This is a genomic window from Thermithiobacillus plumbiphilus (assembly GCF_038070005.1).
GTDB lineage: Bacteria > Pseudomonadota > Gammaproteobacteria > Acidithiobacillales > Thermithiobacillaceae > JBBPCO01.
Map to the genome: position 1 here is coordinate 113,586 of NZ_JBBPCO010000004.1, position 25,610 is coordinate 139,195.

Below are 25,610 nucleotides of genomic sequence, written 5' to 3' on the forward strand. Positions count from 1 at the left end.
TCTACGCGACCAGGGCCAGTTCGACCTCGGTCGGTTCGGAGACGCGCCAGGCACGCAGGAGGCGCTCAGCGAGCTTGGCGTCCTCCTCTGCCATGTCCTGGAGGTTGGAGATCCCCGATTGCTTGATGTCGATGTTCAGTACGCGACCGCGCTTGCCCACCTCGGCAGGGGCGAAGTAGATGCTGATGAGGGCCTCGACGATATTGAACGGACCGCGGAACAGGTCGTGGTCCTTCAGGTGGGCGCTCGATGCAGCGAGCACGCAGTGTTCGGCCTGATCCGCCGGTACGCCTACCCAGAAGTCGCAGATCGGCGCCCTCGTGCTCCTGAGCCGGGCGCGGCGGAGGCGAATGCGATCAATGCCGTGGGCGGCGAGGTCGATGTCGCTGTCCTCCGGAAGGTCCAAGCCGTGCCGCAGCCGGTTGAGATAGAACATCGGCTGCTTCACTGCCTCGGGCTTGACCTCCTGTTTCAGCAGATGGCGTGCGAAGAGCGTCACCAGCGGCTGGTGGACCTTGGCTCCGCCCCGGCCGACGGTGTCGACGATGCCGGATGCGGGGAAGTAGACCAGCGCGAGATTGGTCGCCGGGCGGGTCGTCCGGCGGCGCATGCCCTCTTCGACGAACTCCACCAGATCGTTGGGATCGTCCTCCACGTAGACGCTGATCTGCACACCGCCGTCCAGGTGACGGTCGCAGACGTCTACGTGGCAGGCGCGCCGCGGTCCCTTGCGTTTCGAGAGCACCTCGGACAAGGCGGCCTGCAATCCCTCGATGTCGGCAGCCTCTCGGGACACCGGCTCGGTCACCTTGATGGCTTGCCGTTTCCACGACCGCTTGCCGACGCCGAGATCGAATTGGAGCAGCGCCTCGGCCGTCATGAAGGTTTGCGGCCAGTTCACCAACACCCACATGGCCCGCTCGGCGTGGTTGCGGAGCTGTCCGAAGTCCTCCCGAATGGCCACGTCGTTGTCGCTGGCGTTGAGGATCGCATCGATGCCTTTCTGGGTCGCGAGGGCGTGGACATGGCGCAGCTCGGCGTGCAGCAGGGCCTGTTGATCCGGTTCGAGTTCCTCCAGGAGGGCGATCAGGGCATCGGAAAATGCCTTTTCCTCGGCGCTCCAGTCGAAAGATTCGGGGATGGCGATGGAACGGGAGGACAGATACGCCTGCCAAGTGGTGGCCGGAACCTGACGGGCGAGGTGACGAGGGTTGAACGCGGTCATGCCTTTCTTCTCCTTCTTCAAACGGACGATGCCCGGCGCCGCCACATCCCACCAAGGACGCGAACGTTCGGTGTGCCGAACGTTTCGGATTGTCTCGGACTGATGCTGGGTTTGTCAAGCAGGTACGAAATCGTTCGGCGTAGTGGTAATATCTTCGGCCTGACGCAGAACGATTAGGAGATACCGGTGCCATCGCCCTTGGGGGACAAGATCCGCGCATTGCGGAAACAGAAGAAGCTCAGCCTTGAGCAGTTGGCCGAACTGACCGACTCCAGCAAGAGCTACATCTGGGAGCTGGAGAACAAGGACGAACCGAAGCCCTCGGCTGAGAAGATCGGCAAGATCGCTGCCGTACTCGAGGTGACTACAGAATTCCTGCTCACCGAGTCGGCGACCACGCCGGACGAAGAAGTGCTTGATGAGGCCTTCTTCCGCAAGTACAAGAATATGTCCGAGCCGGACAAGAAGAAGATCCGCAAGATCCTCGATGCTTGGGAAGATGAATGACAGAGGCGAAAAAGCCCATGGCCGAGGCCAACCGCATCTCGGCCATGCTCAACGCGGTTCTGGGCACGGATCGGTTTCCGGTCAAGGTCGATGAGATCGCCATCGAGTACTCGCGCCAGTGTTTCGCGGATTCCCCCGTAGACAAGGTCCGGGGGGAAGCGCTGGACGGATTCGACGGCATGCTGGCGGCGAACAAGACGCGGTCGAAGTGGCTGATCCTGTACAACAGCGCCACCCCATCGGAGGGTCGCAAACGCTTCACGATCGCGCACGAGTTCGGTCACTACATCCTCCATCGCCACCAGCAGGATCGTTTCGAGTGTGGCGACGACGACATCGAGACCGGTGACAACAACGAGAGGGACATCGAGGCCGAGGCGGATCTTTTCGCTTCGACCCTGCTGATGCCGCTGGATGACTTTCGGCGGCAGGTGGACGGGCAGCCAGTCAGCTTCGACCTGCTGGGTCACTGCGCCGACCGCTACGGCGTCTCGCTGACTGCGGCAGCTTTGCGCTGGACCGAGATCGCGCCCAAACGGGCAGTCCTCATCGCCAGCCGCGACGACCACATGCTGTGGGCCAAGTCGAACACGGGAGCGCTCAGGTCCGGTGCCTACTTCGCGACCCGCAAGAACACGATCGAGCTGCCGTGTGATGCGCTGGCGCACAGCAGTAACGCCTTGGCCGTCGGCCAGCAGCAAACCACACCGGCGAGGCTTTGGTTTCCGCGCGAGCCTGAATCCATGATGGTCAATGAGATGATCAGGGACGCTGGCCAGTACGAATACACCCTGACCCTGCTCCTGCTGCCGGAAGCCGAGTGGCAGGGAGCCCATCACGACGATGAGGAGTCGGAGGAAGACACCTTCGATCGCTTTATCCGCAACGGGCAGCTGCCGGTGCGCTGAAAAAGGGGTAGCGAAATGTCTGAGGTCGCCGCGCTGGAACCATTCGGAGATTTCCACTCCGCGCTCTACTTTCGCGATTTGTATCTCCGTGATGAGACGCTCTACACAGAGTTCTTTTGTCCGTTCTGCGGAGTGTTGCTCGATCCAGTGCTGGTTTATGCGCCGGCAGATCAAGAGATCGGCAAGAGTCCGCATTTTCGAACCCGTCGCGGCGGTGCAAAGCACTATTCGGGTTGCGACGGAAATTCATCTAACTACCAACACCCGACCGGGAAAAAGCCCGTTCAGGCACACATCGAGAAGCGCCAGTTCTCGTTGCCGACGGAATTCGCCGAGTACGTCGATCGACCCCCGAGGCCCGCAGGCGGCGCGCCTGCCCGCGCTCCCACTCCAGACGAGATCCGTCGTCGCCGGGAGGCTGCAGGACGCCGCTACGGCGTGGCGCGGTTTCGTGTGTCGCTTGTTCAGTCGCTGGCCGAAGCGCACCTTGCGGTCCTGGCGGATGCTTACGAGAAGCAGAAAGAGCACGGCTGGCCCGACACTGAGCGCCAGAGCTGGATTCGCGAGGTGCTGCAAGCGCCGATCGACTTGCGCGGTTACTCGACGACCTATCGAGGCGCGCTCCATGACCTTTGGTTTCCGGTCCCGAAGTACCCACGCGTCTTTCACGGTAAGCACGCCAAGGTGACGGCAAACGACGACGGCTACGTAATCATGTCCGAACGGCCGGGAAAGATCGATGACGACAACTCCACACGACCATTCGTCATCATCGTTTCATTGCATGACGTAGACGAAGGGCATCTACGCGGCGCGCGGAGGGCATTGCTTCGTCAACTCGAGCGCGCGGTAGCAGAAGCTGCAAGTGTTCGATGGTATGCCTACGGGCGAGCGGAGTTGATCGACGGACGGTTCGAGTTAGCGTTCGACGGTGCCAACATCGGCGACCTATTCGTGAAAATGCAGAAGCACGGGTGACGACGTCCCTCCCGGCCCGGGTCGTTTCCTCATTACTCCCCGCTGATTCGCAGCCGTTCGAAATTCCCTCATGGCGCAGGTAGAGGCCTGACCGGACAATCTCGTCATCAAGCGAGTTGGACGTTCAGGACCGATACCGATGTGCACGATCAACCACCTACCACCCGAGCGGATGACGCCCGAGCAGCGCCGGCGCGAGGTCGCGTCCTTGCTGGCGCACGGCCTCGTCCGACTGCGCGACGCCGCGGTCGCGCAGTCCGCAGGCGGCCCCGCAGAGAGCGAGTTTGAGCTTGGCTTCTCCGGCCGGAAGCAGCCTCATAGCCACCCCGTCAACAACACTTCGGAGGAGGCTCCATGAAGGCAAGCACCGTCCCACCCACCCCGCCGAGCGTCGCCGCCCGGATCGCCGGGCTCCCGGATCTCTCGATAGAGGAAATGAGGGCGCTTTGGCGAGAACTCTTCGGCAGCGACAACCCGACGCCCAATCGCCAGTTCATGGAGCGGCGGATCGCCTACAAGCTGCAGGAGATCGAGTTCCGCAAGGTCGATCCCAATCTGCTGGAGCGCAACAAGCGGCGCATCAAGTCTTTGATGGAGACCGGCAAGGCGCGCAAGCTCGACCGCGACATTCGGCTGATGCCCGGCACCGTGCTCACCCGCGAGTACCAGGGGGTCGAGCACCGGGTGACGGTCGCCCAGGACGGGCAGTACGAGTTCGAGGGCAGGCGCTACCCGAGCCTGTCCATGATCGCCCGCGAGATCACCGGCACCCGTTGGTCCGGGCCGCTCTTCTTCGGTGTGAAGGCGCCGGCCAAGGCGAAGAATCCGAAGAAGCAGGGAGGCCGGCGATGAGCGAAGCCCTGAAGCGCCGCCTGCGCTGCGCCGTCTACACTCGGAAGTCCACCGACGAGGGGCTCGACCAGGAGTACAACTCCATCGACGCCCAGCGCGACGCCGGCCACGCCTACATTGCCAGCCAGCGCGCCGAAGGCTGGATTCCGGTGGCCGACGACTACGACGATCCGGCTTACTCAGGCGGCAACATGGACCGGCCAGCGCTCAAGCGCCTGCTCGTCGACATTGAGGCCGGCAGGATCGACATCGTGGTGGTCTACAAGATCGACCGCCTCACGCGCTCCCTCACCGACTTCTCGCGGATGATCGACGTCTTCGAGCGCCACGGGGTCTCCTTCGTCTCGGTCACCCAGCAGTTCAACACCACCACCTCGATGGGGCGGTTGATGCTCAACATCCTGCTCTCCTTCGCCCAGTTTGAGCGCGAGGTGACGGGAGAGCGCATCCGCGACAAGATCGCCGCGAGCAAGCGCAAGGGCATGTGGATGGGCGGCGTGCCGCCGCTTGGCTACGACGTCGAGAACCGGAGGTTGGTGCCCAACGAGCGCGAGGCCAAGGTCGTGCGCCACATCTTCCAGCGCTTCGTCGAACTCGGGTCCTCGACCATGCTCGTGAAGGAACTGCGCCTCGACGGCGTGACCTCCAAGGACTGGACCACGCAGGACGGGCGGGTCCGTGAAGGCAAGCCCATCGACAAGAGTCTCGTCTACAAGATCCTCAACAACCGGGTCTATCTGGGCGAGATCCGCCACCGCGATCAGTGGTATCCGGGCGAGCATCTGCCGATCGTCGAGCGCAAGCTGTGGGATGCTGTCCAGGCGATCCTCGCGCAAAACTCGCGTGTGCGAGGCAACAACACCCGCGCCCGGGTGCCGTTCCTGCTCAAGGGGATCGTCGTGGGGATCGATGGCCGGGCGCTCACGCCCTGGTCCACACGCAAGAAGAACGGCCGCATCTACCGCTACTACCTGCCGACGCGGGAGAACAAGGAGCATGCCGGCGCCTCCGGGCTGCCGCGCCTGCCGGCCGGTGAGCTGGAGGCCGCCGTGCTGGAGCAGATGCGCCGGGTGCTGCGCGCACCGGACATGGTCGCCGGGGTGGCCGAGCGTGCCGCCCGGCTCGATCCCTCCCTGGACGAGGCCCAGGTCACGGTGGCCATGACCCGGCTGGATGCGATCTGGGATCAGCTCTTCCCGGCCGAGCAGCAGCGCATCGTGCGGCTCCTCATCGATAAGGTGATCGTCTCGTCGAACGACATCGAGGTGCGGTTCCGGCCCAACGGCATCGAGGTGCTCGCCTTGGAGCTGCGCCCCGACAAATCGGCAGGATTGCCGATTTGCACAGCCGAAGGCTGCCCGCAGGGCGGCGCACAGGATGTGCGCCGTGAACCCGCCCCGGAAACCCTTGTGGAGGCCGTGGCATGAACGAGATCTTGATCGACAAGACCGGTCAGGCCGAGGTGATCACCGCCAGCGACGGCAGCCTTACCGTCACCGTGCCGATCCGGATCAAGCGCCGCGGCAGCCGCAAGGCCGTGATGCTGCCGGACGGTGGTGCCGTGCAACCACGCCCGTGGGATGACACGCCGACGCCGATCCAGCTCGCACTCGCCCGCGGCCACCGCTGGCTGGCGATGGTGGAGTCCGGCGAGGCGCGCACGCTGTCCGAAGTGGCCGAGTGCGAGGGGATGGATCGGGCCTATGTGAGCCGGATGGTGAACCTCACCACCCTGGCGCCGGACATCGTCGCCGCCATCCTCGACGAGACCCTGCCACCGGAGGTGACGCTGTTCGATCTGGCGTCGGGGACGCCGTTGTTGTGGGAGGAGCAGAGAGCCCGGTTGCAACTTGTGGCGGCGTAACAAAGCCGACAAGTGGTCAGATCAGCTTCGCCAGCTGGACCAAGGCCCTTTCCAGTCGCGCATCCCAGACGCGCGCACAGGACAGGCGGATGAAGTTCCTGAATTTCCCGCTGGCGGAGAAGAGTGTGCCCGGCGCGATGCTCACGCCCTGGCTCAGAGCGCGCCGCGCCAGATCGAAGCCGTCCACGTCCTGCGGCAGCTCCACCCAGAGCACGAAGCCGCCCGCCGGTTGCGAGATGCGCGTGCCTTCGGGAAAGTAGTTCATGACGGCATCGCTCATGCGCGCCACGGCGCTCGCGTAGCGGCCGCGCACCTCGCGCAGGTAACGCTCGTAACGGCCGCTCTCCAACAGTTCGGCCACGGCGAGCTGCGGCACGGTCGGGCTGGCGATGCTGGTGACGTATTTCAGGTACTCGATGCGCTCGCGATGGCGGCCTCCCGCGGCCACCCAGCCGATGCGCAGCCCCGGAGACAGGGTCTTGGAAAACGAGCTGCAATAGAGGATATCCGCCTGCGGCATGAGCCCCTTGCAGGTGGAGGGCCGGCGGTTGCCGAAGCCCAGGTCGCCGTAGACATCGTCCTCGATCAGGGGAATGCCGTGTTGCGCGAGCCGTTCGACCAGGGCGCGCTTCCTGTCATCCGACATGCAGTAGCCGAGCGGGTTGCTGAAGTTCGGCGAAACCACGCAGGCCGCGACCTTCCAGCGATCCAGGGCCAAGGCCAGGGCGTCGAGGGCAAGGCCTTCGCGCGGATGCGCGGGGATTTCAAGTGCTTCCAGCCCGAGCGATTCCATGACGTGCAGCAGACCGTAGAACGCCGGTGATTCGACCGCCACGACGTCACCCCGCACCGTCACCGCGCGCAAGGCGAGGCTCAGGGCCTCCTGGCAGCCGGTGGTGATGATCACCTCGTCGGCCGGGATGCTGCCGCCTGTCTGGCTCATGCGCCGGGCTATCTGGCGGCGCAACTCGGGTGCGCCGGGCGGCATCATGTAGGCCGCGGCGCGGCTGCGCTCGGTACGTGCGATACCGGCGAGTGCACGGGCCACGGCGTTGGTCGGCAGATAGGACGGATCGGGCACGGCCGCACCGAGTTGCACGATGCCGGGATCGTTGGCGGCCTTGATGAGCGCCATCGCCATCGCCTGGCCGGTCACCGGGCGCGGCGGCGCGGCGACCGGCGCAGCCGTGCTCTCGATGGTCTGGATGGTCTGGCGCGCACGCACGTAGAACCCCGAGCGCGAGCGCGCCTCGATGTAACCCGCGTCCTCCAGCTTCCGATAGGCGGCGACGACGGTCGCCACACTGACACCGCGCTGCTGTGCATGGCTGCGCACGCCCGGCAGGCGATCGCCAGGGCGGTGTACGCCGGTGGCGATCTGCCTGGCGAGTTCTTCGGCAATGTCTCGATAGAGCGTGGGCATAGGGGCTTACGCCGGTACAGCAAACGGAGTGATCGTCAGCACAAAGATTCGACAACAACATCTGTACTGCGTCAATAATTATTTTCTGTATCTGTATCTGATGCTGTGTCCTCAGTAAAGTCGATTGCAAACCCGAACGGCGGCTTTTCCAGATACTGACAGGAGCCCCTCATGCCAACAGACCCGACACACGATCCTCACGGCTTCGCCAGAAGCTGGATCGACGCCTGGAACGCCCATGACCTCGACGCAGTGCTGGCGCATTTCTGCGAAGACTTCGAGTTTTCCTCGCCCAACATCGTCCGCGTCACTGGCGAGGCGTCCGGCAGGCTGAGGGGCAAGGCCGCCGTGCGCGCCTATTGGAGCGCCGCGCTCGCGCGTCTGCCGGATTTACGCTTCGAACTCGTCGATGTGCTGGCCGGCGTCGATGGCCTGCTCATCCTGTACCGCGGGCATCGCGGTCTGTCGGCGGAGGTCTTCGAGTTCGATGCCAACGGACAAGTGCGGCGCGGCCAGGCGCTGTACGCGGGCTGAGCCGGCGATCGGCTATGGAGGCGGGCACGTACCAATCCTGGCTGAGTGCGGTCGCGGTGATCCTCACCTGCATCGCCTTCCTGCCGTACATCCTGTCGATCTTTCGCGGCCGGACGCGGCCGCATGTCTTCTCCTGGGTGATCTGGGGCCTGAATACCAGCGTGGCCTTTCTCGCCACGCTGCACGCCGGTGGCGGTCACGGCGCCGGGGTGATCGGTTTTTCCGCCGGCGTGACGCTGTTCATTGCCGTGCTGGCCTACATCAAGCGTGCGGATGTGAGCGTCACGCTGACCGACCGGCTGTTTTTCATCGCCGCGCTCGCCGCCATGCCGCTGTGGCACTGGGCGGACGATCCGCTCTGGGCGGTCTGGCTGATCACGGTGATCGAACTGCTGGGCTTCGGGCCGACCTTCCGCAAGACCTGGTCGCAGCCGTATTCGGAGTCGATGAGCTTTCTGGTGCTGCTGGTGCTGCGCAATGCCCTGGTCATTGCCGCGCTGGACCGCCTTACGGCCACCACCGTGCTGTTCCCGGCCGCGATGGCGGCGGCCTGTCTCGCGCTCATCGCGGTCATGGCGTGGCGCAGGCCGCAGGTTGTCGCGATCAGCTCGGATCGTTGAGGAGGCGTTCATGTTGTCGCTGGACATGCTGTTGTCGCTGGCCGCCTATGCCTTCGTGATGACCATCACGCCGGGGCCGAACAACGTCTTGTTGTTGGCTTCGGGGCTCGCTTTCGGAGTGCGTCGCACCGGCTGGCATCTGGCCGGTGTGCTGGCGGGCACCTGGCTGATGATCTGTCTGGTGGGCGCCGGACTGGGGGCGCTGTTCGTTACTGTCCCCGCTGCCCAGACGGTTTTGAAACTCGCGGGCAGTGGCTACATGCTCTGGCTCGCGCACCAACTCTGGAACGCAGGCGCGTTGTCGGCCGTCGACGCGCAGCGGCCGATCCGGTTCTTTGATGCGGCCGTGTTCCAGATCGTGAACCCCAAAGTCTGGGTGATGGCCACGACCGTGATCGCCGCCTTTGTACCTGCCGGCGATCAGTATGTACAACGCGTCGTCATAGCCGGACTGTTGTTCATCGCCGTGGCCGTCCCTTGCATCACCCTGTGGGCGGCCGGCGGCAGCCTGATACGAACCTGGATTCACAACCCCGTCACCCTGCGGCGAATCAATCGCGTCATGGCACTGCTCGCCGCGGCCACTGTGGTGCTGTTCTGGTTATGAGGGGGAGTAGGTAGGCGTTCCCAAACCAAAGAGAGGCGTTCCCGATGTACGAGCCCATGCTGAGCCTGATGGCCGACCACAACCGCTGGATGAACGAAAAGCTCTACGCGGTCTGCGCCGGCATACCGGACGAGGCGCGCAAACGCGATCTCGGCGCCTTTTTTCATTCCATCCACGGCACGCTCAATCATCTCCTGCTCGTGGATCGGCTCTGGCTTGGTCGCATCACGGGTAAACCCTTTCCGATCCTGTCGCTCGATCAGGAGTTGTACGCAGACTTCGACACGCTCAAACGCGAACGCGAGGACACCGATGCCGTGATTGCGGGATTCATCGCTGGGCTACAACCGGCACACCTCGCCGAGCCGCTGACCTACACCTCGTTCGTGAAGAAGGAATCGGTGACGCTCCCCCTCGGTCTGATCCTGACCCATCTGTTCCATCACCAGACCCACCACCGTGGCCAGATCACGACGCTGATCTCGCAGCTCGGCTACGACTTCGGCGAGACGGACATGATCTACATGCCAGGCGCGGGGACAGCGTACTTCAGTACTCAGCCTCCGGCGGAGGCATGATGACCGCTGAACTGACTGTTTTGGAATACTTGCAGCGGCAGATCGACGGTACTCTTCCTCCGGATGCGGTCTGTCGCATGAACTACCCGACTGCCATTTCGCGACTGCTTGGATTCAGGGTGGTCAGCATTGACAAGGCACATGCCTGTCTGGAAATGGATGCTGACGCAGAGATCCACGGCAACCAGCAAGGCACGGTCCATGGCGGGCTGCTGAGTGAGTTGGCCGATGCGGCCATCGGCACAGCTCATTCGACCGTTGTCGAAGGGGATGAGAGTTTCACAAGCATCGACCTTCGCATCAACTTCTTCCGCCCTGTCTGGAGATCCACTCTCATGGCGAAGGCCAGTCCTGTCAGACTTGGACGCACCATTTCACACTACCAATGCGAAATCATTCGCGAAGACGGCAAACAGGTCGCTCTGGCGGCAGGCACGGTCATGACGCTGCGTGGCCCGGCAGCGGACGGAAGGTGACGAAGCGCATCGGAAACGTTCCCTTCGGCGGCCCACGGTACGACTACTCTGACTCGTCTGTCATTCGACGATCTTCTTTAGGGTGGCCGTGTGAGAGCCAATGAAGCAAAAGTCAGTTTGGTTAAGCGATGCCGACATCCAACCGCTTGAACGGTCAGCACGTAACTTATTGATATTTAATGATGCCACGGACGGCCCTTGCGGACTTCGGCCCTTCGCCGGGGAGCGATGCCGGAGAGAATAACGGCGCGGAGAGAGCAGAATGTTGCCCGAGGTGGGCGAGACGGCCGGGGAAGGAAGTCCGCAGGAATCCGCAGGAGTCCCCGCGAACACGCGCGAGCGCGCAAGAAAAAAGGCCAACCGAGAACGGTTGACCTTTATATATTGGTGGAGGCGGCGGGAATCGAACCCTGGTCCAAGCAGGCGCAAGCAGTTGTTATCAAACAGCTTTTCCTTCATCGGCAGAAAAATCCTGACCAAATCCTGACCGTGGCGCAGCAAACATCCGGGCGGCCAGCAGCCCCGCCTCGGGGTTCGCGTCTGGCAGCCAGCGCCCATACCTTTTCCTTATCATGCCCCAATCAGCATGCCCCATTTGAGCGGCAACCCACATAGGATTTTCCCCGGCGCTCAACATCATCGATGCATACGTGTGGCGCGTCTGGTAGGGATAGCGATACCTCACGCCAGCTTTGCGCAGCGCATGCTGCCATGCGGTTTTTCTGATCTGGGCATCAGTCTCCCATGGTAGATTGGTGCGCGGATTAAAAAACACCTTCCCCGCCAGCAGGAGGGTATGCGGCTTCTGGGCTTCCAGGGCTTCGCGGGCTGGGGGCAGGATGCGCACCTCGCGCCGACCGGCGCGGGTTTTCGTGGCCTTCTCGACTTTTCTGACCGACGCGCGGCGAACCAGCACCACGCCGCGCCGGAAATCCACGTCCTGCCACTCCAACGCGATCAGCTCCGAGGTCCGCAGGCCGCTCCAAAATGCAAACTGGATAAGGTGACGAGCTTGATCTGGGAGGTGCGCCAAAATAGCTGCCTGTTCATCGGGTCGGAAAGGGTCTGGATCCTCCTGATCTGCGCGGAGATTCTTGATTAGGGCGCAGGGGTTTTTGTCTATTAATCCATCCTGATGCGCGTTCGCGAGCGCACCGCGCAGAGGAACCAGAATGTTGTTGGTCCGCTTGTTACCGCAGACCAGCCCGCCGATCCATGCCTTGATTTCTCCGGACGTCAGATCTCTTGCCAATTGGGCGCCGAAGGCGGGGCGCAGGTGATACTCGACAGCACTCCGATAATCCCGATGGGTACTGGCCGCGCAGGTGCGCTGAGAAGACGCCAGAAATTCATCCAATAGATCCCCGACCGTTTTGCTGGCCGCAGCAGCGGCCACCCCACCGAAGATCCGGGCGCGCTTGCTGGTCGGGAACCATTTCGCGTAGCTGAACGTCCCCAGCGCGATTTCGTGCTCGATGGCCGCCAGCATGCGTAGGCAGTGGGCCAGATTCGCCTTGGTCTGCGGCATTTTCAGCCGCTCGCGGCACCGAACCCCGCGATAATAAAAATCTATCTCGACCGATGATTGACTGTCCTTGGGGTATCGAACCCCGCCGCTACTGATTCCACCCATCGCTCATACCCCTCCCTATCTATTAGGACTCGCCCATCTGGGGCTTTTTTCCAGACCCTATCCCGCAACCAGATCCCGCGCTTTATCTTGGCCCTGACCGCGTCTTCGGAATACCCGGTTTCCTCGCAGAATTTCTTGATTGTCACCCATCTCACCATCATGCCGCACCGCCTCCACATGTCCTGATTGGTCTATGGGAGGCAATCTACAGACGAAAAATCAAACCACAACCGACATCCTGGCACGACTGGAAAAAGATAGGGAGGGGAGAGAAGAAAGCAGGGCAAATCTACATCATGAAAGTTTTTCATCGACTCTGGTGAGTTGATTGAAAAAAACTATTACACCGCAATAATCCCCGATAAATCAGCCACATACGAAAACGGCAGGGCCTGCGTGAGGTCCTGCCGAATCCGAAAACTCTACCTATATGGGTCGACGACAAAGGGCCAGCCGGCCCGCCAACCCATAAAAAAGCCCCGGCGCGGTCCCCACCGCCCAGGGTATGGAGATGACAGAGCCATGTCAGATCTCAGCCACACATATAGTCCATCCCTGGCAGGACGGCAAGCGCGAAATAAATCAGACATGCCAGCCATGCTGGGCAGCCTGCCCATCAAGGAGCGCCGGCTTGCCGAACAAAAATGGCAAGAGGCATGGGATGCCGCCCAGCCAGGCTGGGGAGAATACCTGGCAATTCAGGCAGTGTCCTGCTGGATCCAAAAAAACACCGAAGCAGAGGAACAAAACAGGGAAACCTCCCACCTGGTCGGCACCCTGCTGGGATCAGCAGGGGCCCAAGAACTCGCGCGGCGGGACAAAAAATGGGGCGAGCCTGTCGCCATGGCATGGCTGGCAGACAGGATGAAGCATTGGCCCGAGCAGTGGCGCCTGGATCTGAGCGCGGCGCGCACTGCCCGAGCAATAGTCGACGCCGCGCAGCGCGCCATCAAAAAGAACCCCAACATCACGGGCGCCGACCTGCTGGCCGAGGTTCTACCACTCTTCCCGCCAGATGGGCTAAACGCGCCAAACTACCAGAGCGACGAGGCCGCACGACTAAAATTTGTGGAATTCGTGCGGTGGATCGTCCCGCTGCAGAGGATTTCCGACCAGGCATGGGAACAGGCGGCGCGATGCGCGGGGCTGGTCTGGCAAAGAGGCCAGGGATATGCCAGCAGCCGGGCCATAGATATGCACGTGAAGCGCGTCGAGCGCCGGCGCCAGCGCGACAAAAAAACCATGCTGCGCAGGGCGAGTGACGGGAAGGTAGTCACCCTTGCCAGCGTAAAAAAAACCAGCGGGCAGCGCCGGGCAAAAAACGGCGCTTGGACCGCTGCCGTGGAAAAAATCATCAATGAGGCGGGTCTGTCCTATGCCATGGTCACTGTCACACTGGAACCCGAGTGGCACTCGTGCCCTGCCAAGGACAGCCCGCGCCACACATGGAATGGGGCCTCAATAGACGAGTGCCGCGTGGAATTGATGCGGCGCATCCAGGACGTTCGCAGGGATCTTGCCAATGTTGGCATCAGGCTGACGGGCAAAAGAGTGCCCGAACCCCATGCCGACGGCGCCCCCCACCTGCATATCAGCCTGGCATATCGGCCAGACCAGATCCTGCGCGCCCAGGCGGTTTTCTTGCGCCATTTTCCCGAAAAATTGCGGGTCCGCGTCGGTGCGAAAAAAGAAAAAAAGGACGTGATCATAGAAAACGAGCAGTGGGCAGCGGCTGGCAAAAGCAGGAAGCCGCGCCACGACAATGAGGGCGCCCAGGTTGACTGGTCAGTCGGCGACCCGGAACGGGGGAGCATGTTTTCCTATCTCCAAAAATATGAATCGAAATTTGAGGAGGACGACGATTTACAGGCCGACGCCCCACGGGCGGCGCATGCCGCCGAGCCCTGGAGGAAAATCGGGCGGTTCCACCGCAGCGACTGGTGGGGCCTGCCGACCGGCGCCTGGTCAGCCTGGGATGAGTTGCGCCGGCTGGACAAAGCGCCGACTGATTTCTATCTACGCCAACTCTGGTTTGCCTGCCGCAAAAATGATGCAGGAAAATACATCAAGTTGACTGGCGGCCTGGCCTGCGCGCCAATCGAAGGGGAAAACAGGCGGGTGAGGCTGCTGATGGAGGAATATGAAAATGAATATGGCGAGCAGGCCCAGCGGGTGGCCGGGGTCGAGGCTGTCAGGCTGGTGGAAAAATGGGTGCCGCGCTGCAATCGGGCCGGCGAGGTGCTCACCTACCAGCGCGGCACACGCAAGGGCCAGCCGCGCCTGAGAAAGACCATCGTGGCCGAGCCATTCGCCCAGGCTCTGACCAGGCAGGACAGGTGGGAGATAGTCCGGGAGGGCGAGCACGAGCAGGAAACCGGGGCGTTTGACGGCGATTTTGAGGCAGATTTGCAGGACACCGCATGGCTGGAAACTAGCAACGGCGCGGGTTTTCAGAAAACGCATCAGATAATAAATGCTAGTTGTCCAAGGGGTGCGGCTGGCGCCGCCCCCGAAACCCAAAAACTCAAAAAACCAGAGTCAGAGGAGGCGCGGTGGGCCCGGCTGGCCACCGAAATGGCCGAACTCGATGCCCGATTGGACTGGGGACCAGGAGAATCGCCCCCAACACTGCATTAACCCCCCCCCCCTGTTTCTGACCCTGCCGACGCTGGCCACGAGCCGGCGATGGGGAAGCTTTGCCCCCGACTACTGCCGCTCAGACTACTCCCGCTCCCCCCCGACGACTGCCGCTCCCCCCGACGACTGCCGCCAAACGGCAGACGGCGCTGTAATCTCCCACACCCGACGCACCTATCGGCTGCACGCGTCCACCCCGGCACCGTGCCCGAAAGCCAGCATCGGCGCGGCGTGCACGTGTGATGCGACCACGTGCACGCATGCGGCATGGCGCCGCCCATTCACCCCGGCAGCGCAGAAATCACGTGCACACATAGGGGATCCGCTGCCGCACAGGATGACGCCTACCATGATCCGTGCACGTGTGAGCGCGTCCGCGTGCACATGGCGCGGGGCATAGCCCCGCTGCCCCACTGGGCGCGCATCAGATCACATATCCGCACACATGCACACATCCCCGCCACCCCCGCCCGTGTGCGGGTTTACACCCCCTTTCACGCCAGCGAAAACCCAGCAAAAACAAGGACTTGCTGGCGCGCGGTCTGGTGAGGTTGACAGGGTCGCGGGATGATGATCCCGCACCCACAACAAAGGAGCACCACCATGGCACAGACCACTACCACCATCACCCTGCGTGTCCCCATCACAGTCCGGGACTCGATCCTGGACCGCGCCGAGGCTGCCGGCCAGCCCATGGCCGACTGGCTGCGGGCAGCGATCCAGACCGCCATGGACGAGGAGTCCGAGGCCGACAGACTGGCCCAGATGGAGGCGCGCATCTGCCAGCACGTGACTCGCGAGATCGACTCACTGACCCAGCCCGACGGAGGCCAGCCATGATCGACGTCGACCAGATGGTGGCGCGCCTGCGCGCACGCCACGGGGATGACTGGACCCCGCAGCACCTGGCCCAGGCCATCCATGATGAGAGAGAGCCCCGCAACCACTGGGGCATGCGCTGGATGGATACCTATGAGCCCGCCCCCCATGGCGGGCTGCAGCTAACCCCCCGCGCGCGCTTGGCCATGCGCCTGGACCGCATGGCCCATGAGATTTCCATTTCCGCCAGCCTGGCACGGGCGCGGCGGGCGGCATGGTGGAGGACGCGCCCATGAGCAGCGCCCCCATACCTCATGGTACCCAGACCCCCCAACCCATGGTGGGCGACGGCATCCTGGCGGGCGCCCTGACCGCAGTGGCAGTCACAGGCGCAGTCTACTGGGCAGGCTGGCATGTCATGCCAGGACTGCCAGACTGGGCCGGCATGCCAGCATGGCGGATGCTCGGCGGCTGGGCTACGGATCTGGCGGGCATCCACTATCCCCTGATCCCCACCCAACCCGTGGGGCAAGGCTACCCCTGGTCAGTGATCGAGCAAGCCGCCAGGCAGCAGGGCCTGTCATGGATCACCCCCTGGACATGGCTGGCCCGCGTCTCTGCCGGGCTGGGCATCGCGGCAGGTGCTTGGGTGGGCTGGCTGGCGAGTCGCCCAGCCCCCGCCATCGTAAGACAGGCGGGCCGCGAAACCACCCGCCGCGCCAAGGACGTCGCCACCGAGATCAGGCAGGAGGGCCAGCCCGATGGGGTGCGCCTGCACCCTGATCTGCCCATTTCGCAGGCCAGGGAACGTCAGCACCTGCTGGCCCTCGGCCAGAGCGGCGCCGGCAAGACCCAGATCCTGCTCCCCATCATGCAGCAGGCGATTTCGAGGGGCGACCGTGCATTAGTGTTTGATTATAAAGGGGATTTGACGGAACGCCTGGACGGCTCCCTGCTGGCCCCATGGGATGCCAGATCCCTGGCCTGGGACATTGCCATGGACTGCCGAAATAAGCAGGCGGCCCGCGCCATGGCAGAGGCCATGATCCGCGAATCGAGCGACCCCATGTGGTCGAACGGTGCGCGTCAAATCCTGGTGGCAATGCTGGTTTCGCTCCAGAGGGAACGAGGTACAGACTGGACTTGGGCGGATTTGGCTGAGAAAACACCGAAAAGTTTCAAAGAACTGCAAAATCTGGTCGAAAAGTACAATCCTGAAGGTCAGGCGGCAGCGGAGGAACCGAATAAAACCGTGCTTGGGCTGCGCATCACCCTGTCCACCTATTTGGCGCCGGTATTCGATCTGGCCGATGCCTGGGGCAGACACCCGGCAAACCGGCGCCTGTCCCTGGTGGACTGGATCACGAACCCGGATGGCGGCCCAAAAACCCTTATCCTGCAAGGAAATCTGGAAATGCCAAGCCTGCAGCGCGCCTACCTACAAGGCGTGTTCCGCACGCTGATGAGCATGGTCGGCAGCCCGCGATTCCCCGCCGAGGATCACCGCATCTGGATGTTTCTCGACGAATTCCTGCAAATAGGCAAGATCGACCAACTTTTGCCACTTTTGGAGGTGGCGCGAGGCAAAGGGGTCAGACTGATCCTGGCCGCGCAGGACATATCGAGGATCAGAGATATCTATGGGCAGGACCAGGCCAGCGCGCTGAGTGGCGTGATCGGCACCATGGTGATGGGACGGACCATCGGCGAATCGGCCCAGTGGTGCAGTGATCTGCTGGGCGACCAGCGAATCAGCAGGTACACGTCCTCTGTATCGAGCCCCATGGGAATCGGCGCGGCAGGGCAGAGGACCACCAGCTACACAGTGGAGACCATCCCCTGCATGCGGCCGGATGAGTTCGGGCAACTGGGGCAGGTGACAGTGGCGGGCAAGCCCGCCAGCAGGGCGCTCCTGTACATGGGCGGCCAGCGCGCGGCGATCCTGGACTGGCCGCGCGTAGCCCTGCCCACCCAGCGCCCAGCCCACCATCCTGCGGACTGGACTGCCCCCGACTGGCCCCACGCCCTGGAAGCCGCCATGGCGCAGATCGAGGGAGAGACTGGCGAGGTGCCGGCAGGTACAGGAGAGACCCCGGACTTCGCGGGCGCCTCGCAGGCAGCGGAGTCGGCCAGCACTGACCAGCAGGCCAGCCCGCCCGAAGCACCCAGCACCAGCAGCCAGGACCGCATCACTATCACCCCACTGGTCGGCGCCGGCACCCGCGCCCAGCAGATGGCTGGCCACGAGGTGGCCGATGAGGCATCAGATCCCATGCAGGACGCAGTCCTGACCATCATGGTGGAGCACACCGCAGGGGGCGGCGCGGCCCACGCGCTGGAGCTGCTGCATGGGGTGCTGGATGCAGTCGACGAGACCCAGACCAGCGGCGCGCCGGCGGGCATCGGCGCGCCAGTGGTCGTCGAGCAGCAGGCGCCCACCACCCCGCAGCGCCCGCGCTGGCAGCGGCGGCGCACCTCAGATCACGACCACGACCACGACCACGAGCAGGAGGGCTAGGCCATGCTCAGTATCAGTGCACGCGGATCGGCGTCGAGCGCCGAGCAGTATTATGACCACCTGGCCGACGAGCACCGGCGCGGTGGCCCCGAGGACTACTACACCTCGGGCAAAGACCAGCCCGGCCAGTGGTTCGGCGCCGGCGCCGAGGCACTGGGCCTGACTGGCGCCGTGTCGAGAGAGCAGTTCGGCAACGCTCTCCGGGGCCGCGATACCCAAGGTACCCAAGGGCGTGACCTGGTGCACGGCGCGGGGGACCAGCATCGGGCAGGATGGGATCTGACATTTTCTGTCCCGAAAAGCGTCAGCCTGGCCTGGGCCATGGCGCCGGACGAGGGCCAGCGAGCGGCGATCCAGGCGGCACATGATCGAGCCGTGGCGGCGGCCTTGCAGCACGTCCAGGAGCACTGCATCACGGCCAGGCGCGGCAAAGGGGGCATTGAGCGTGAGAGCGCCAGCATGGTGGCAGCCGTGTTTGCCCACGGCACCAGCCGGGAACAAGACCCCCAGTTGCACAGCCATTGCATGGTCATGAATCTTGCCCAAAGGCAAGATGGCAGTTGGGGCGGCATAGAAAGCAGGGATTTATATCAGTGGAAAATGGCAAGCGGCGCGATCTATCGGGCCGAACTGGCATCCCAGATGCGGCAGTTAGGGTTCGAAGTCGAGCAGGACCGGGACGCATTTCGCCTGGCGGCAGTGCCCCGGCAGGCCGAGGCAGAATTCTCCACCCGCAGACAGCAGATCGAGGCGGCATTACAGGCGCATGGCGCCAGTGGGGCCAAAGCCTCGGAGGTGGCCGCGCTCGACACAAGGAGACCCAAGGAGCACGTGAGCCAGTCCGGACTGCTGGCTGATTGGCAGCAGCGCGGGGCAGCATGCGGATTTGGACCCGAACAGGCGGCACAGGCCCGCCAGGCAGAGCCAGTGCAGGGCGAGCCAATGCCCGGCAGGCCAGAGATACTGCGCACCCTGACCGAAACAGCCAGCACATTCCGGCAGGCTGATATATTCAGAGCGGTCGCCACCATGGCGCAGGGCACCACCATGGGGGCTGCCGGGGTGCGGGATGTAGTGGCCGGGCTCACCCAGGATCGGGAAATTGTCAGGCTTCGCGGGGCAGATGGCAGCACCCGCTACAGCACCCGCGAAATGATAGCCCTGGAGCGCGGCATGGCCGATGGCGCCATGCGGCGACAGCACGAGACCGCGCACCACGTCTCTGATCATGCCATCGGGCAGGCAATGTCAGCCCGACCCACCATCAGCGACGAGCAACGGGCCGCCCTTGAACATATCACCCGCCAGACTGGCGGAGTGGCGGTCATCGAGGGCATGGCCGGAACGGGTAAATCATTCTTGATGGGCGCGGCGCGAGAGGCATGGGAGGCAGACGGTTTTCAGGTCCGTGGCGCAGCCCTGGCCGGCAAGGCTGCTCAGGGACTGGAAGAGGGCTCAGGCATTCAGTCCCAGACCCTGCACTCCCTGCTGGCAGCACTGGAGCCGGGACCAGACGGGCGCGCCCGCGAGTCCCTGAGCGCGCGGGATGTGGTGGTGATCGATGAAGCCGGCATGGTCGGTAGCCGCCAGATGGCCCGCTTACTCGATCACATCCATCGGGCCGGAGCCAAGGCGGTTCTGATCGGTGACAGCAGGCAACTACAGCCCATCGATGCAGGGGGCGCATTCCGGTCACTATCCCAGCGGCTGGGGGCTGCCGAGTTGACCGACATTCGCCGGCAGCGGGAAGATTGGGCGCGCCAAGCCGTGCATGACTTCGCCGACGGCAAAGCCGGCGCGGCACTGACTGCGTACCAGGAACGCGGACTCCTCGCAGTCGGGGCCGACCGCCAGGATTCCATGCGTCAGATGGTGACGGACTGGTGTCGCGAGCGCGACCCAGACCGTCCCGGTGAATCTCTCATGCTCGCGGGCACCCGCGTCGAGGTGCGGCGTTTGAACGAGCTTGCCCGCGAGCAGATGCGCGCCCAGCACCGGCTGGGGCCTGCCGCACAGATCGAGGGGCGCGAATTCTCCGAGGGGGAAAGACTGTTATTCACCAGAAACAGCGCCGCAATTGGGGTGAAAAATGGCACATTGGGCACCCTGACCCGCGTGGACCTCGATCGCCGTGGTGAGTGGCAATTCACTGTCCGTGCCGATTCTGGCGAGATCGTGCGATTCTCGCCCAGCGCCGGTGCCGAGCGAGGCGGCTATGCGCATATTGACCATGGCTATGCCGTCAGCGCCCACAAAGCCCAGGGCGTGACTGTTGACCGGGCTTATGTGCTGGTATCCGAGACCATGAGCGATCGGGAATGGTCCTACGTGGCGGCCAGCCGGAGCCGCGACCAGACTCGGATCTATACCGACGAGGCCACCATGGAGGATCTGGCCGACAGCATGAGCCGCAGCCGCCAAGCCGATACCACCCTGGACTATCTACCAGATCCAGAGCCCGCGCCAGAACCGGCGCCGGCACCCGAAGAGCCGGCACCGGAAACCAGCCCGGCGCCGACCCCCGAACCCGAATTCGAACTGGAGGACTACTGACATGCGCAGATCAGCAGCTACCATCATCACCACCCTGCTATTCATGCTGCTGCCAGGCTTGGCGCAGGCATCCCCCTGGTACGACCCGGACCCCAGTGATGATTCCGTGGGATTGGTGACCAAGATCTTTGGCAGCGTGGTCGATGCCGTCCTGCCAGGGGCGGGCGGCGCCATGCCGCAGGTGGACCTGGGACCCATGTTCATGGTCTTCAATGCGGCCGTCATGGCCTTCGGCGCTATGCTCGTGACCTATGGCATGGTGGTGGGCACCATGCAGACCGCGCATGATGGCGAAGTGCTCGGCAAACGCTGGTCGAGCGTCTGGGTGCCGATCCGATCGGCAGCGGGCATGGGCGCGGTGATTCCACTGGCCAGCGGCTTTTCCGTCATCCAGATGATCGTGATCTGGTTTGCCCTCCAGGGCGTGGGGGTGGCAAATCTGGTGTGGGACAAGGCCGTGACCAGTCTCGGCAGCAATGCCTCCCTGGTCGGCAGCATCCAGGCCCCAGACGTCACCCCGGTGGCGAGCGGCATGCTCAAGGCCATGGCCTGCAGCAAGGCCCTGAATGCCCAGTTCCAGGCCGCGGGGTTGTCAACCAAGATCGAGGCTATCACCATCCCCGCCTATACCTCGGCCAATGGCAGCACCTTCACCGGAGTGTCCTGGGGTGATCCGACCGGCCAGTATTCACGCGCCATGTGCGGCAGTGTGACCTGGAAAACCGGCAACCAGGACGAATCCACCTTGCAGGCAGCCATCACCAGCAGCCAGACCATTGCCTTGCATGCCCTGGTGGTGGCGCTAGACCCGCTGGCCACCAAGCTGGTGGCCGGCGACCCGAACGTGCCGAAGAACACTTTCCGCACCGCCATCGAGACGTACCGCAGCACCCTGTTGCAGACCGCGCAGACGGCGCTGGCGAACACCGCCAATCCCGCCGCGCAGCAGTTCGTAACCGAAGCGCGGGCAGGCGGCTGGCTGCATGCCGGCGAATACTACATGACCATGGCCCGGATCAACTCGCAGGCCAAGAGCGCCATGGACGACGTGCCGCAACCCGTCATGGCGGATATCCTGGGCGACCTGCCCATGGAGATGCGGCCAGAAATGGAATTCGCCATGGGTCGGGTGGACAGCTACCTGGCCAAGGCCAGCCAGCCTAATGACCAGCAGGCACAGCCAGGGCCGAAGGAATCAGACAGCGCGGTGGAAAAGGCGCTCGCCAAGATCGGTCGGGCGACCTCTGGGACTTTGGCCCTGCTGAAGGGCGATCCGATCCGGCTGGCCGGCGAAAACCCGGTTTTGACCGCGAAATCACTAGGTGATGGCATCATGGACGCTGGTGGCACGGCGGGGCTGGCGGTCATGGCGGCGGCTGGCGCCGGCGGCGCGGTGCCGCTGGTCGGCGGGGCAGCGGGGGCCGTGTCAGGCATGATCGGCCCCATGGTGTCGACCATCCTCCTTGGGCTGGCGACCCTCGGAGCCTTGCTGTCAGTGTGGCTGCCGATGATGCCCTATGTGCTCTGGATCGGCGCAATCGCCGGCTGGCTGGTGTTCTTGCTGGAGGCGGTCATAGCAGCCCCCCTCTGGGCAGTTATGCACGCCAAGCAGGACGGCGAGGGCCTGGCGGGCAGCAACATCCAGGGATACATGCTGCTGCTGAGCCTGATCATGCGTCCCACCCTCATGGTGTTTGGCTTCATCTCGGCGGTGCTGCTGGTCTCGGTCCTGGGTGCATTTGTGAACGCCACATTCGGCCACGCCTTTGCAGGTTCCCAGGCGGGTGGCTGGTTCTCGGGGATTTTTGGGCCGCTCGGCGCGATCGTGGTCTATGTAGCCCTGATCATGGCCGTGGTCTGGAAGGGCTTCGGGCTGATCCACGTCGTGCCAGACCGCATTCTGAGGTGGGTTGGCGGTGGCGATGAAGGACTCGGCGAGGAGCAAATCGGCCACCAAGCCCAACACGGCCACACGGCAGCCGTGGCCGTCATGTCCGGGGCCGGGCATCGGGGCGCCGACGCGGCGACCACGCGCGGCGCCGGGCAGCAGCGAGGGGCGCGCGAGAGGAGCCCCGCGCCCGGAAAATCATCTGAGGTCCACGTAGCCGAGGACCGGCGCCAGTAGTCCAGCAGCGGTCCCGCGTCACCTGATCGGTCACGCGGGCCCCTTACGCTGGAGTGCAATGGCAGAGCGTGGCTGAACCCCGCCCCGCACTGCATCCCACCCCCCGCGCCCTTCGGGTCGGGTGCGACAGGCGCACCCGATCACCCCCCTCATAGGGGGGGTGACTCCGGGGAGATTTTCCACTTCCCCCGATTCTGATTCCAGATCCATCCCGACTCGCAAACCCAACCCAGTGCGGTATCGGTGCTGATGCGATACCACATCCCATGATCGTCGGCATCGAGCCGGCAGGCGGAGTGAGTCCCTACCCATCTTTTTGGGCGGGGAACTGGTCGTGCTTGCCGGGACTGACAAGCTCGGTCTCCATGAGGGAGGGGCTTCCTGGCTCCTTGGCCTGGGGCTGGGCCTGCGCTGGCGCTTGCCCTGCCCCATGTGGAGATTCTGGGGCTATCTATATAGAGCCGACCCCTTGGGGGGCGGTGGTGGGCGGTGCTCAGCCCACCACCCCGAAGGGGCGCAGGGGGGGGCAGCGGATCAGGATCCGGCAGCGGCCTCCGGCGCCACACGTTTCTTGCCCCGCCTCGGCGCCGAGGCTTTCTTCTCCTGACGTCGTGGTGCTGGGGTCCGCGCCAGCAGGGCATTGATCTGATCCCTCATGGCCTGCACCTGTCCTTCCAGGCTGGCAGCAGCCTGTCTGGCTTGGTCCCTCTCTCCCTGGGTGACATCGAGGCGGGCGCGCAGGGCATCGATTTCGGCAGCCAGCCGATCAGCCCGCACCTGGGCGGTCTCGCGCAGGGCCTCGGAGCGGGCCAGGTCGGCAGTGAGGCCGGCCACAGCAGCACGCGCCTGCTCTGCATCCTGGCGGGCGGTAGCCAGATCCTGGCGCATGGCTTCGGCGCGGCGGTCCGATTCCTGGGTCATAGACTCGGCAGCACTGGCGCGGTTTTGGGCGGCAGCCAGATCCTGGCGCAGGGCAGTGGATTCAGCATGAGCGGCGGCTTGATCGGCGCGCAGCGCATCGATCTCGGCAGCCCACACCTTTTCCAGACCGGCGGCGCGCGCCCGCTCGGCGTCTAGCTCTGTCTCCAGCGCCTGGTAGGCATCCCCCAGTTCTGACCGCAGGGCATCCAATTCCGCCCGCTCTGATTCCCACCCAGACTGGGCGGCTCGCAGGGATTCATTGGCCAGATCCTGGGCCTGCCTCCACATCACTTCCATGGCCTGGGTGGTGGCGGATTGAACAGCCTCTGGCACCTGCACTGCTACCTGGGCTGCTCTGGCAGTCCTCGCCCGACGCCACTCTTTCATCGCGGCGCTGGCGTCATTCATGTTGACGCGCGCAAGCCGCCTGACAGAATCGACTGTCGGGAAGGTCTCGTGCCCAGACTTCTGATAGAGATCATCAGCGGCGGAGAAGATGCGATCGCGAATTTCCTGGGTCATCATTTCCATGGCAGCGCTCCTTTGGGTTTGGTAAGAATAATAATAATAATAGTATTATTCTTATTATTATGCAAGCACCCAAGTGAAATTATTTTTTCGATGCGGGAGGACAATGCAGGACCGGTGACCGGCATCAGCCAGCCACACGGAAAGTGCAAACAGGAAGGGCTAAGAGGCGAGCGGCAGCGGGCGCAACAGATGGCGGCGGGTCTTGTCCGGATCCCAGCCGACGATCTGACAGGCGTCGGCGAAGGTGATCAGGGCGCGAGGGCAGCGGCCCTCCACCCAGTCTATGGCCCCATCCCTGTCCTTGGGCGAGCCGCCGCCTGCAATGTCCTGCCGCACCCGCGCCAGCAGGGCGCGACACAGGCAGGACACCCCTTCTTTGATTTCGCTATCCGTCAGATTCTTCAGATCCATTATTCCCTCCCTTTCACCCCTGCACGCAGGGGAACACCCAGATCCTCCATCAGGAAGCGCAGGGTCAAACCTTTTTACCCCTGCACGCAGGGGAACACCGCAACCGAGCGATTGGGCGGCTACACCCGCAATTTTTTACCCCTGCACGCAGGGGAACACCCGATGCAGGATACGCCCGCTTGGTTCACCATCCTTTTTACCCCTGCACGCAGGGGAACACCTTTCGCAATGCCGAAAACTACATGGCTGGGTTGGGCAGTGTCAACCAACAAATACCCCGAAAAATCCTGACCAAATCCTGACCAAACCTTGACCAAAACAAGACCACAAAGGACCCACCGAGACCAGACGCTGGACAATAAAAAAGCCCCGCAAACATAAGCGGGGCTTGGTTTTCAGCGGTCCTGATTGGTCTGGGCAGGACACCCTAATTGGTGGAGGCGGCGGGAATCGAACCCGCGTCCGCAAACCCTCTACCGTCCGGTTCTACATGCTTAGTCAGTCTTCAATTTGACCCGCAGAGTGTCCGGCTGACAGGATACCCAACAGGCGAGTCTGGTTGGTTTTAGCGGATTGGCCCCAGACGTGCCGCACCGCGATCCCGTGTATGTCGACCCCTCAAACACCGTTGCCGGCATTACCATTGCTGGCTCCCATGCCCACAGGCAGGCTTGGGTGAGGGGCTAGCCGCTTTAAGCGGCTAGGGCGTAGTCGCTGTCGTTGGCAGTTATACGTTGTGCGATTGGTTTTAAGAGCTTAATCGCAGCTCTGCATGCCCCGAAGGTTTCGCGATCTCCGTCGAAGCCGATCGCCCCCGGTGAATTGTCGGTACAGATTAGAGAAAAACGTACCAAAGTCAATATCTATAGACTAAAATGTCAGACATAAGT

Annotated in this window: 24 protein-coding genes and 1 other RNA gene; 18 read left to right on the forward strand and 7 right to left on the reverse strand. The window is 63.4% G+C overall.

What is annotated here, in order from left to right:
* Window position 1: 1 nt before the first annotated feature.
* Complete coding sequence (locus WOB96_RS05725) at window positions 2-1,225, reverse strand: hypothetical protein (protein WP_341370321.1); 1,224 nt, start codon at window positions 1,223-1,225, stop codon at window positions 2-4.
* 186 nt (window positions 1,226-1,411) lie between these two features.
* On the opposite strand from WOB96_RS05725, the gene WOB96_RS05730 reads away from it, so the two are divergent.
* The 7 genes from WOB96_RS05730 to WOB96_RS05760 all read left to right on the forward strand — a co-directional run bounded on the left by WOB96_RS05730 (window position 1,412) and on the right by WOB96_RS05760 (window position 6,334).
* Window positions 1,412-1,732 carry a helix-turn-helix domain-containing protein gene (locus WOB96_RS05730; RefSeq protein ID WP_217078766.1) on the forward strand — a complete coding sequence of 107 codons (321 nt, stop codon included), beginning with the start codon at window positions 1,412-1,414 and terminating at the stop codon, window positions 1,730-1,732.
* 17 nt (window positions 1,733-1,749) lie between these two features.
* Window positions 1,750-2,640 carry an ImmA/IrrE family metallo-endopeptidase gene (locus WOB96_RS05735; RefSeq protein WP_341370322.1) on the forward strand — a complete coding sequence of 297 codons (891 nt, stop codon included), beginning with the start codon at window positions 1,750-1,752 and terminating at the stop codon, window positions 2,638-2,640.
* Window positions 2,641-2,655: 15 nt separating this feature from the next.
* On the forward strand, window positions 2,656-3,618 hold the full coding sequence (locus WOB96_RS05740) for a hypothetical protein (protein WP_341370323.1): 963 nt from the start codon (window positions 2,656-2,658) through the stop codon (window positions 3,616-3,618).
* A 139-nt stretch (window positions 3,619-3,757) separates the two neighbouring features.
* Window positions 3,758-3,976 (forward strand): hypothetical protein, encoded by a 219-nt coding sequence (locus WOB96_RS05745; RefSeq protein WP_341370324.1) that lies wholly within the window; start codon window positions 3,758-3,760, stop codon window positions 3,974-3,976.
* Window positions 3,973-4,470, forward strand: coding sequence for a DUF2924 domain-containing protein (locus WOB96_RS05750; protein ID WP_341370325.1), 498 nt, complete (start codon window positions 3,973-3,975; stop codon window positions 4,468-4,470). The genes WOB96_RS05745 and WOB96_RS05750 overlap by 4 nt, the downstream gene beginning before the upstream one ends.
* Window positions 4,467-5,897: a recombinase family protein gene (locus WOB96_RS05755; RefSeq protein WP_341370326.1), complete on the forward strand. Its 1,431-nt coding sequence runs from the start codon at window positions 4,467-4,469 to the stop codon at window positions 5,895-5,897. Before WOB96_RS05750 ends, WOB96_RS05755 begins: the two co-directional genes overlap by 4 nt.
* Window positions 5,894-6,334, forward strand: coding sequence for a LacI family transcriptional regulator (locus tag WOB96_RS05760; protein WP_341370327.1), 441 nt, complete (start codon window positions 5,894-5,896; stop codon window positions 6,332-6,334). Before WOB96_RS05755 ends, WOB96_RS05760 begins: the two co-directional genes overlap by 4 nt.
* 16 nt (window positions 6,335-6,350) lie before the next feature.
* Here WOB96_RS05760 and WOB96_RS05765 read toward each other — a convergent pair whose 3' ends face one another.
* Entirely contained in the window at window positions 6,351-7,757 is a 1,407-nt protein-coding gene (locus tag WOB96_RS05765; RefSeq protein ID WP_341370328.1) for an aminotransferase-like domain-containing protein, read from the reverse strand.
* A 171-nt stretch (window positions 7,758-7,928) separates the two neighbouring features.
* Here WOB96_RS05765 and WOB96_RS05770 point away from each other — a divergent pair, with 171 nt between their 5' ends.
* Genes WOB96_RS05770 through WOB96_RS05790 form a run of 5 tightly spaced genes read left to right on the forward strand, consistent with a single transcriptional unit; the run spans window position 7,929 to window position 10,572 of the window.
* A complete protein-coding gene (locus WOB96_RS05770; protein WP_341370329.1) occupies window positions 7,929-8,291 on the forward strand; it encodes a nuclear transport factor 2 family protein in 363 nt (120 codons plus the stop codon).
* 14 nt (window positions 8,292-8,305) lie between these two features.
* Window positions 8,306-8,911 carry a hypothetical protein gene (locus WOB96_RS05775; RefSeq protein ID WP_341370330.1) on the forward strand — a complete coding sequence of 202 codons (606 nt, stop codon included), beginning with the start codon at window positions 8,306-8,308 and terminating at the stop codon, window positions 8,909-8,911.
* A 10-nt stretch (window positions 8,912-8,921) separates the two neighbouring features.
* Entirely contained in the window at window positions 8,922-9,518 is a 597-nt protein-coding gene (locus WOB96_RS05780) for a LysE family translocator (RefSeq protein WP_341370331.1), read from the forward strand.
* Window positions 9,519-9,562: 44 nt separating this feature from the next.
* Complete coding sequence (locus tag WOB96_RS05785; protein WP_341370332.1) at window positions 9,563-10,096, forward strand: DinB family protein; 534 nt, start codon at window positions 9,563-9,565, stop codon at window positions 10,094-10,096.
* Entirely contained in the window at window positions 10,096-10,572 is a 477-nt protein-coding gene (locus tag WOB96_RS05790; protein WP_341370333.1) for a PaaI family thioesterase, read from the forward strand. The genes WOB96_RS05785 and WOB96_RS05790 overlap by 1 nt, the downstream gene beginning before the upstream one ends.
* 60 nt (window positions 10,573-10,632) lie before the next feature.
* On the opposite strand, the gene WOB96_RS05795 is transcribed toward WOB96_RS05790, so the two are convergent.
* Together WOB96_RS05795 and WOB96_RS05800 are read right to left on the reverse strand one after the other, a co-directional pair.
* Window positions 10,633-11,031, reverse strand: a complete 399-nt coding sequence (locus tag WOB96_RS05795; protein ID WP_341370334.1) for a hypothetical protein — start codon at window positions 11,029-11,031, stop codon at window positions 10,633-10,635.
* Window positions 11,012-12,205: an Arm DNA-binding domain-containing protein gene (locus tag WOB96_RS05800; RefSeq protein ID WP_341370335.1), complete on the reverse strand. Its 1,194-nt coding sequence runs from the start codon at window positions 12,203-12,205 to the stop codon at window positions 11,012-11,014. Before WOB96_RS05800 ends, WOB96_RS05795 begins: the two co-directional genes overlap by 20 nt.
* Window positions 12,206-12,793: 588 nt before the next feature.
* Here WOB96_RS05800 and WOB96_RS05805 point away from each other — a divergent pair.
* From WOB96_RS05805 to WOB96_RS05830, 6 genes are all read left to right on the forward strand, one after another.
* Window positions 12,794-14,842, forward strand: a complete 2,049-nt coding sequence (locus tag WOB96_RS05805; RefSeq protein ID WP_341370336.1) for a replication endonuclease — start codon at window positions 12,794-12,796, stop codon at window positions 14,840-14,842.
* Window positions 14,843-15,445: 603 nt separating this feature from the next.
* Window positions 15,446-15,682 carry a hypothetical protein gene (locus tag WOB96_RS05810; protein ID WP_341370337.1) on the forward strand — a complete coding sequence of 79 codons (237 nt, stop codon included), beginning with the start codon at window positions 15,446-15,448 and terminating at the stop codon, window positions 15,680-15,682.
* Window positions 15,679-15,957, forward strand: coding sequence for a hypothetical protein (locus WOB96_RS05815; protein WP_341370338.1), 279 nt, complete (start codon window positions 15,679-15,681; stop codon window positions 15,955-15,957). Before WOB96_RS05810 ends, WOB96_RS05815 begins: the two co-directional genes overlap by 4 nt.
* Window positions 15,954-18,179 (forward strand): type IV secretion system DNA-binding domain-containing protein, encoded by a 2,226-nt coding sequence (locus tag WOB96_RS05820; RefSeq protein ID WP_341370339.1) that lies wholly within the window; start codon window positions 15,954-15,956, stop codon window positions 18,177-18,179. Before WOB96_RS05815 ends, WOB96_RS05820 begins: the two co-directional genes overlap by 4 nt.
* A gap of 3 nt (window positions 18,180-18,182) precedes the next feature.
* On the forward strand, window positions 18,183-20,732 hold the full coding sequence (mobF, locus tag WOB96_RS05825) for a MobF family relaxase (RefSeq protein ID WP_341370340.1): 2,550 nt from the start codon (window positions 18,183-18,185) through the stop codon (window positions 20,730-20,732).
* A 1-nt stretch (window position 20,733) separates the two neighbouring features.
* Window positions 20,734-22,857 carry a DotA/TraY family protein gene (locus WOB96_RS05830; protein ID WP_341370341.1) on the forward strand — a complete coding sequence of 708 codons (2,124 nt, stop codon included), beginning with the start codon at window positions 20,734-20,736 and terminating at the stop codon, window positions 22,855-22,857.
* 534 nt (window positions 22,858-23,391) lie between these two features.
* On the opposite strand, the gene WOB96_RS05835 is transcribed toward WOB96_RS05830, so the two are convergent.
* From WOB96_RS05835 to ssrA, 3 genes are all read right to left on the reverse strand, one after another.
* Window positions 23,392-24,309, reverse strand: coding sequence for a DNA-binding protein (locus tag WOB96_RS05835; RefSeq protein WP_341370342.1), 918 nt, complete (start codon window positions 24,307-24,309; stop codon window positions 23,392-23,394).
* 159 nt (window positions 24,310-24,468) lie between these two features.
* A complete protein-coding gene (locus WOB96_RS05840) occupies window positions 24,469-24,720 on the reverse strand; it encodes a hypothetical protein (protein WP_341370343.1) in 252 nt (83 codons plus the stop codon).
* A gap of 432 nt (window positions 24,721-25,152) precedes the next feature.
* Window positions 25,153-25,536, reverse strand: a transfer-messenger RNA (tmRNA) gene (gene ssrA / locus WOB96_RS05845).
* Window positions 25,537-25,610 lie beyond the last annotated feature (74 nt).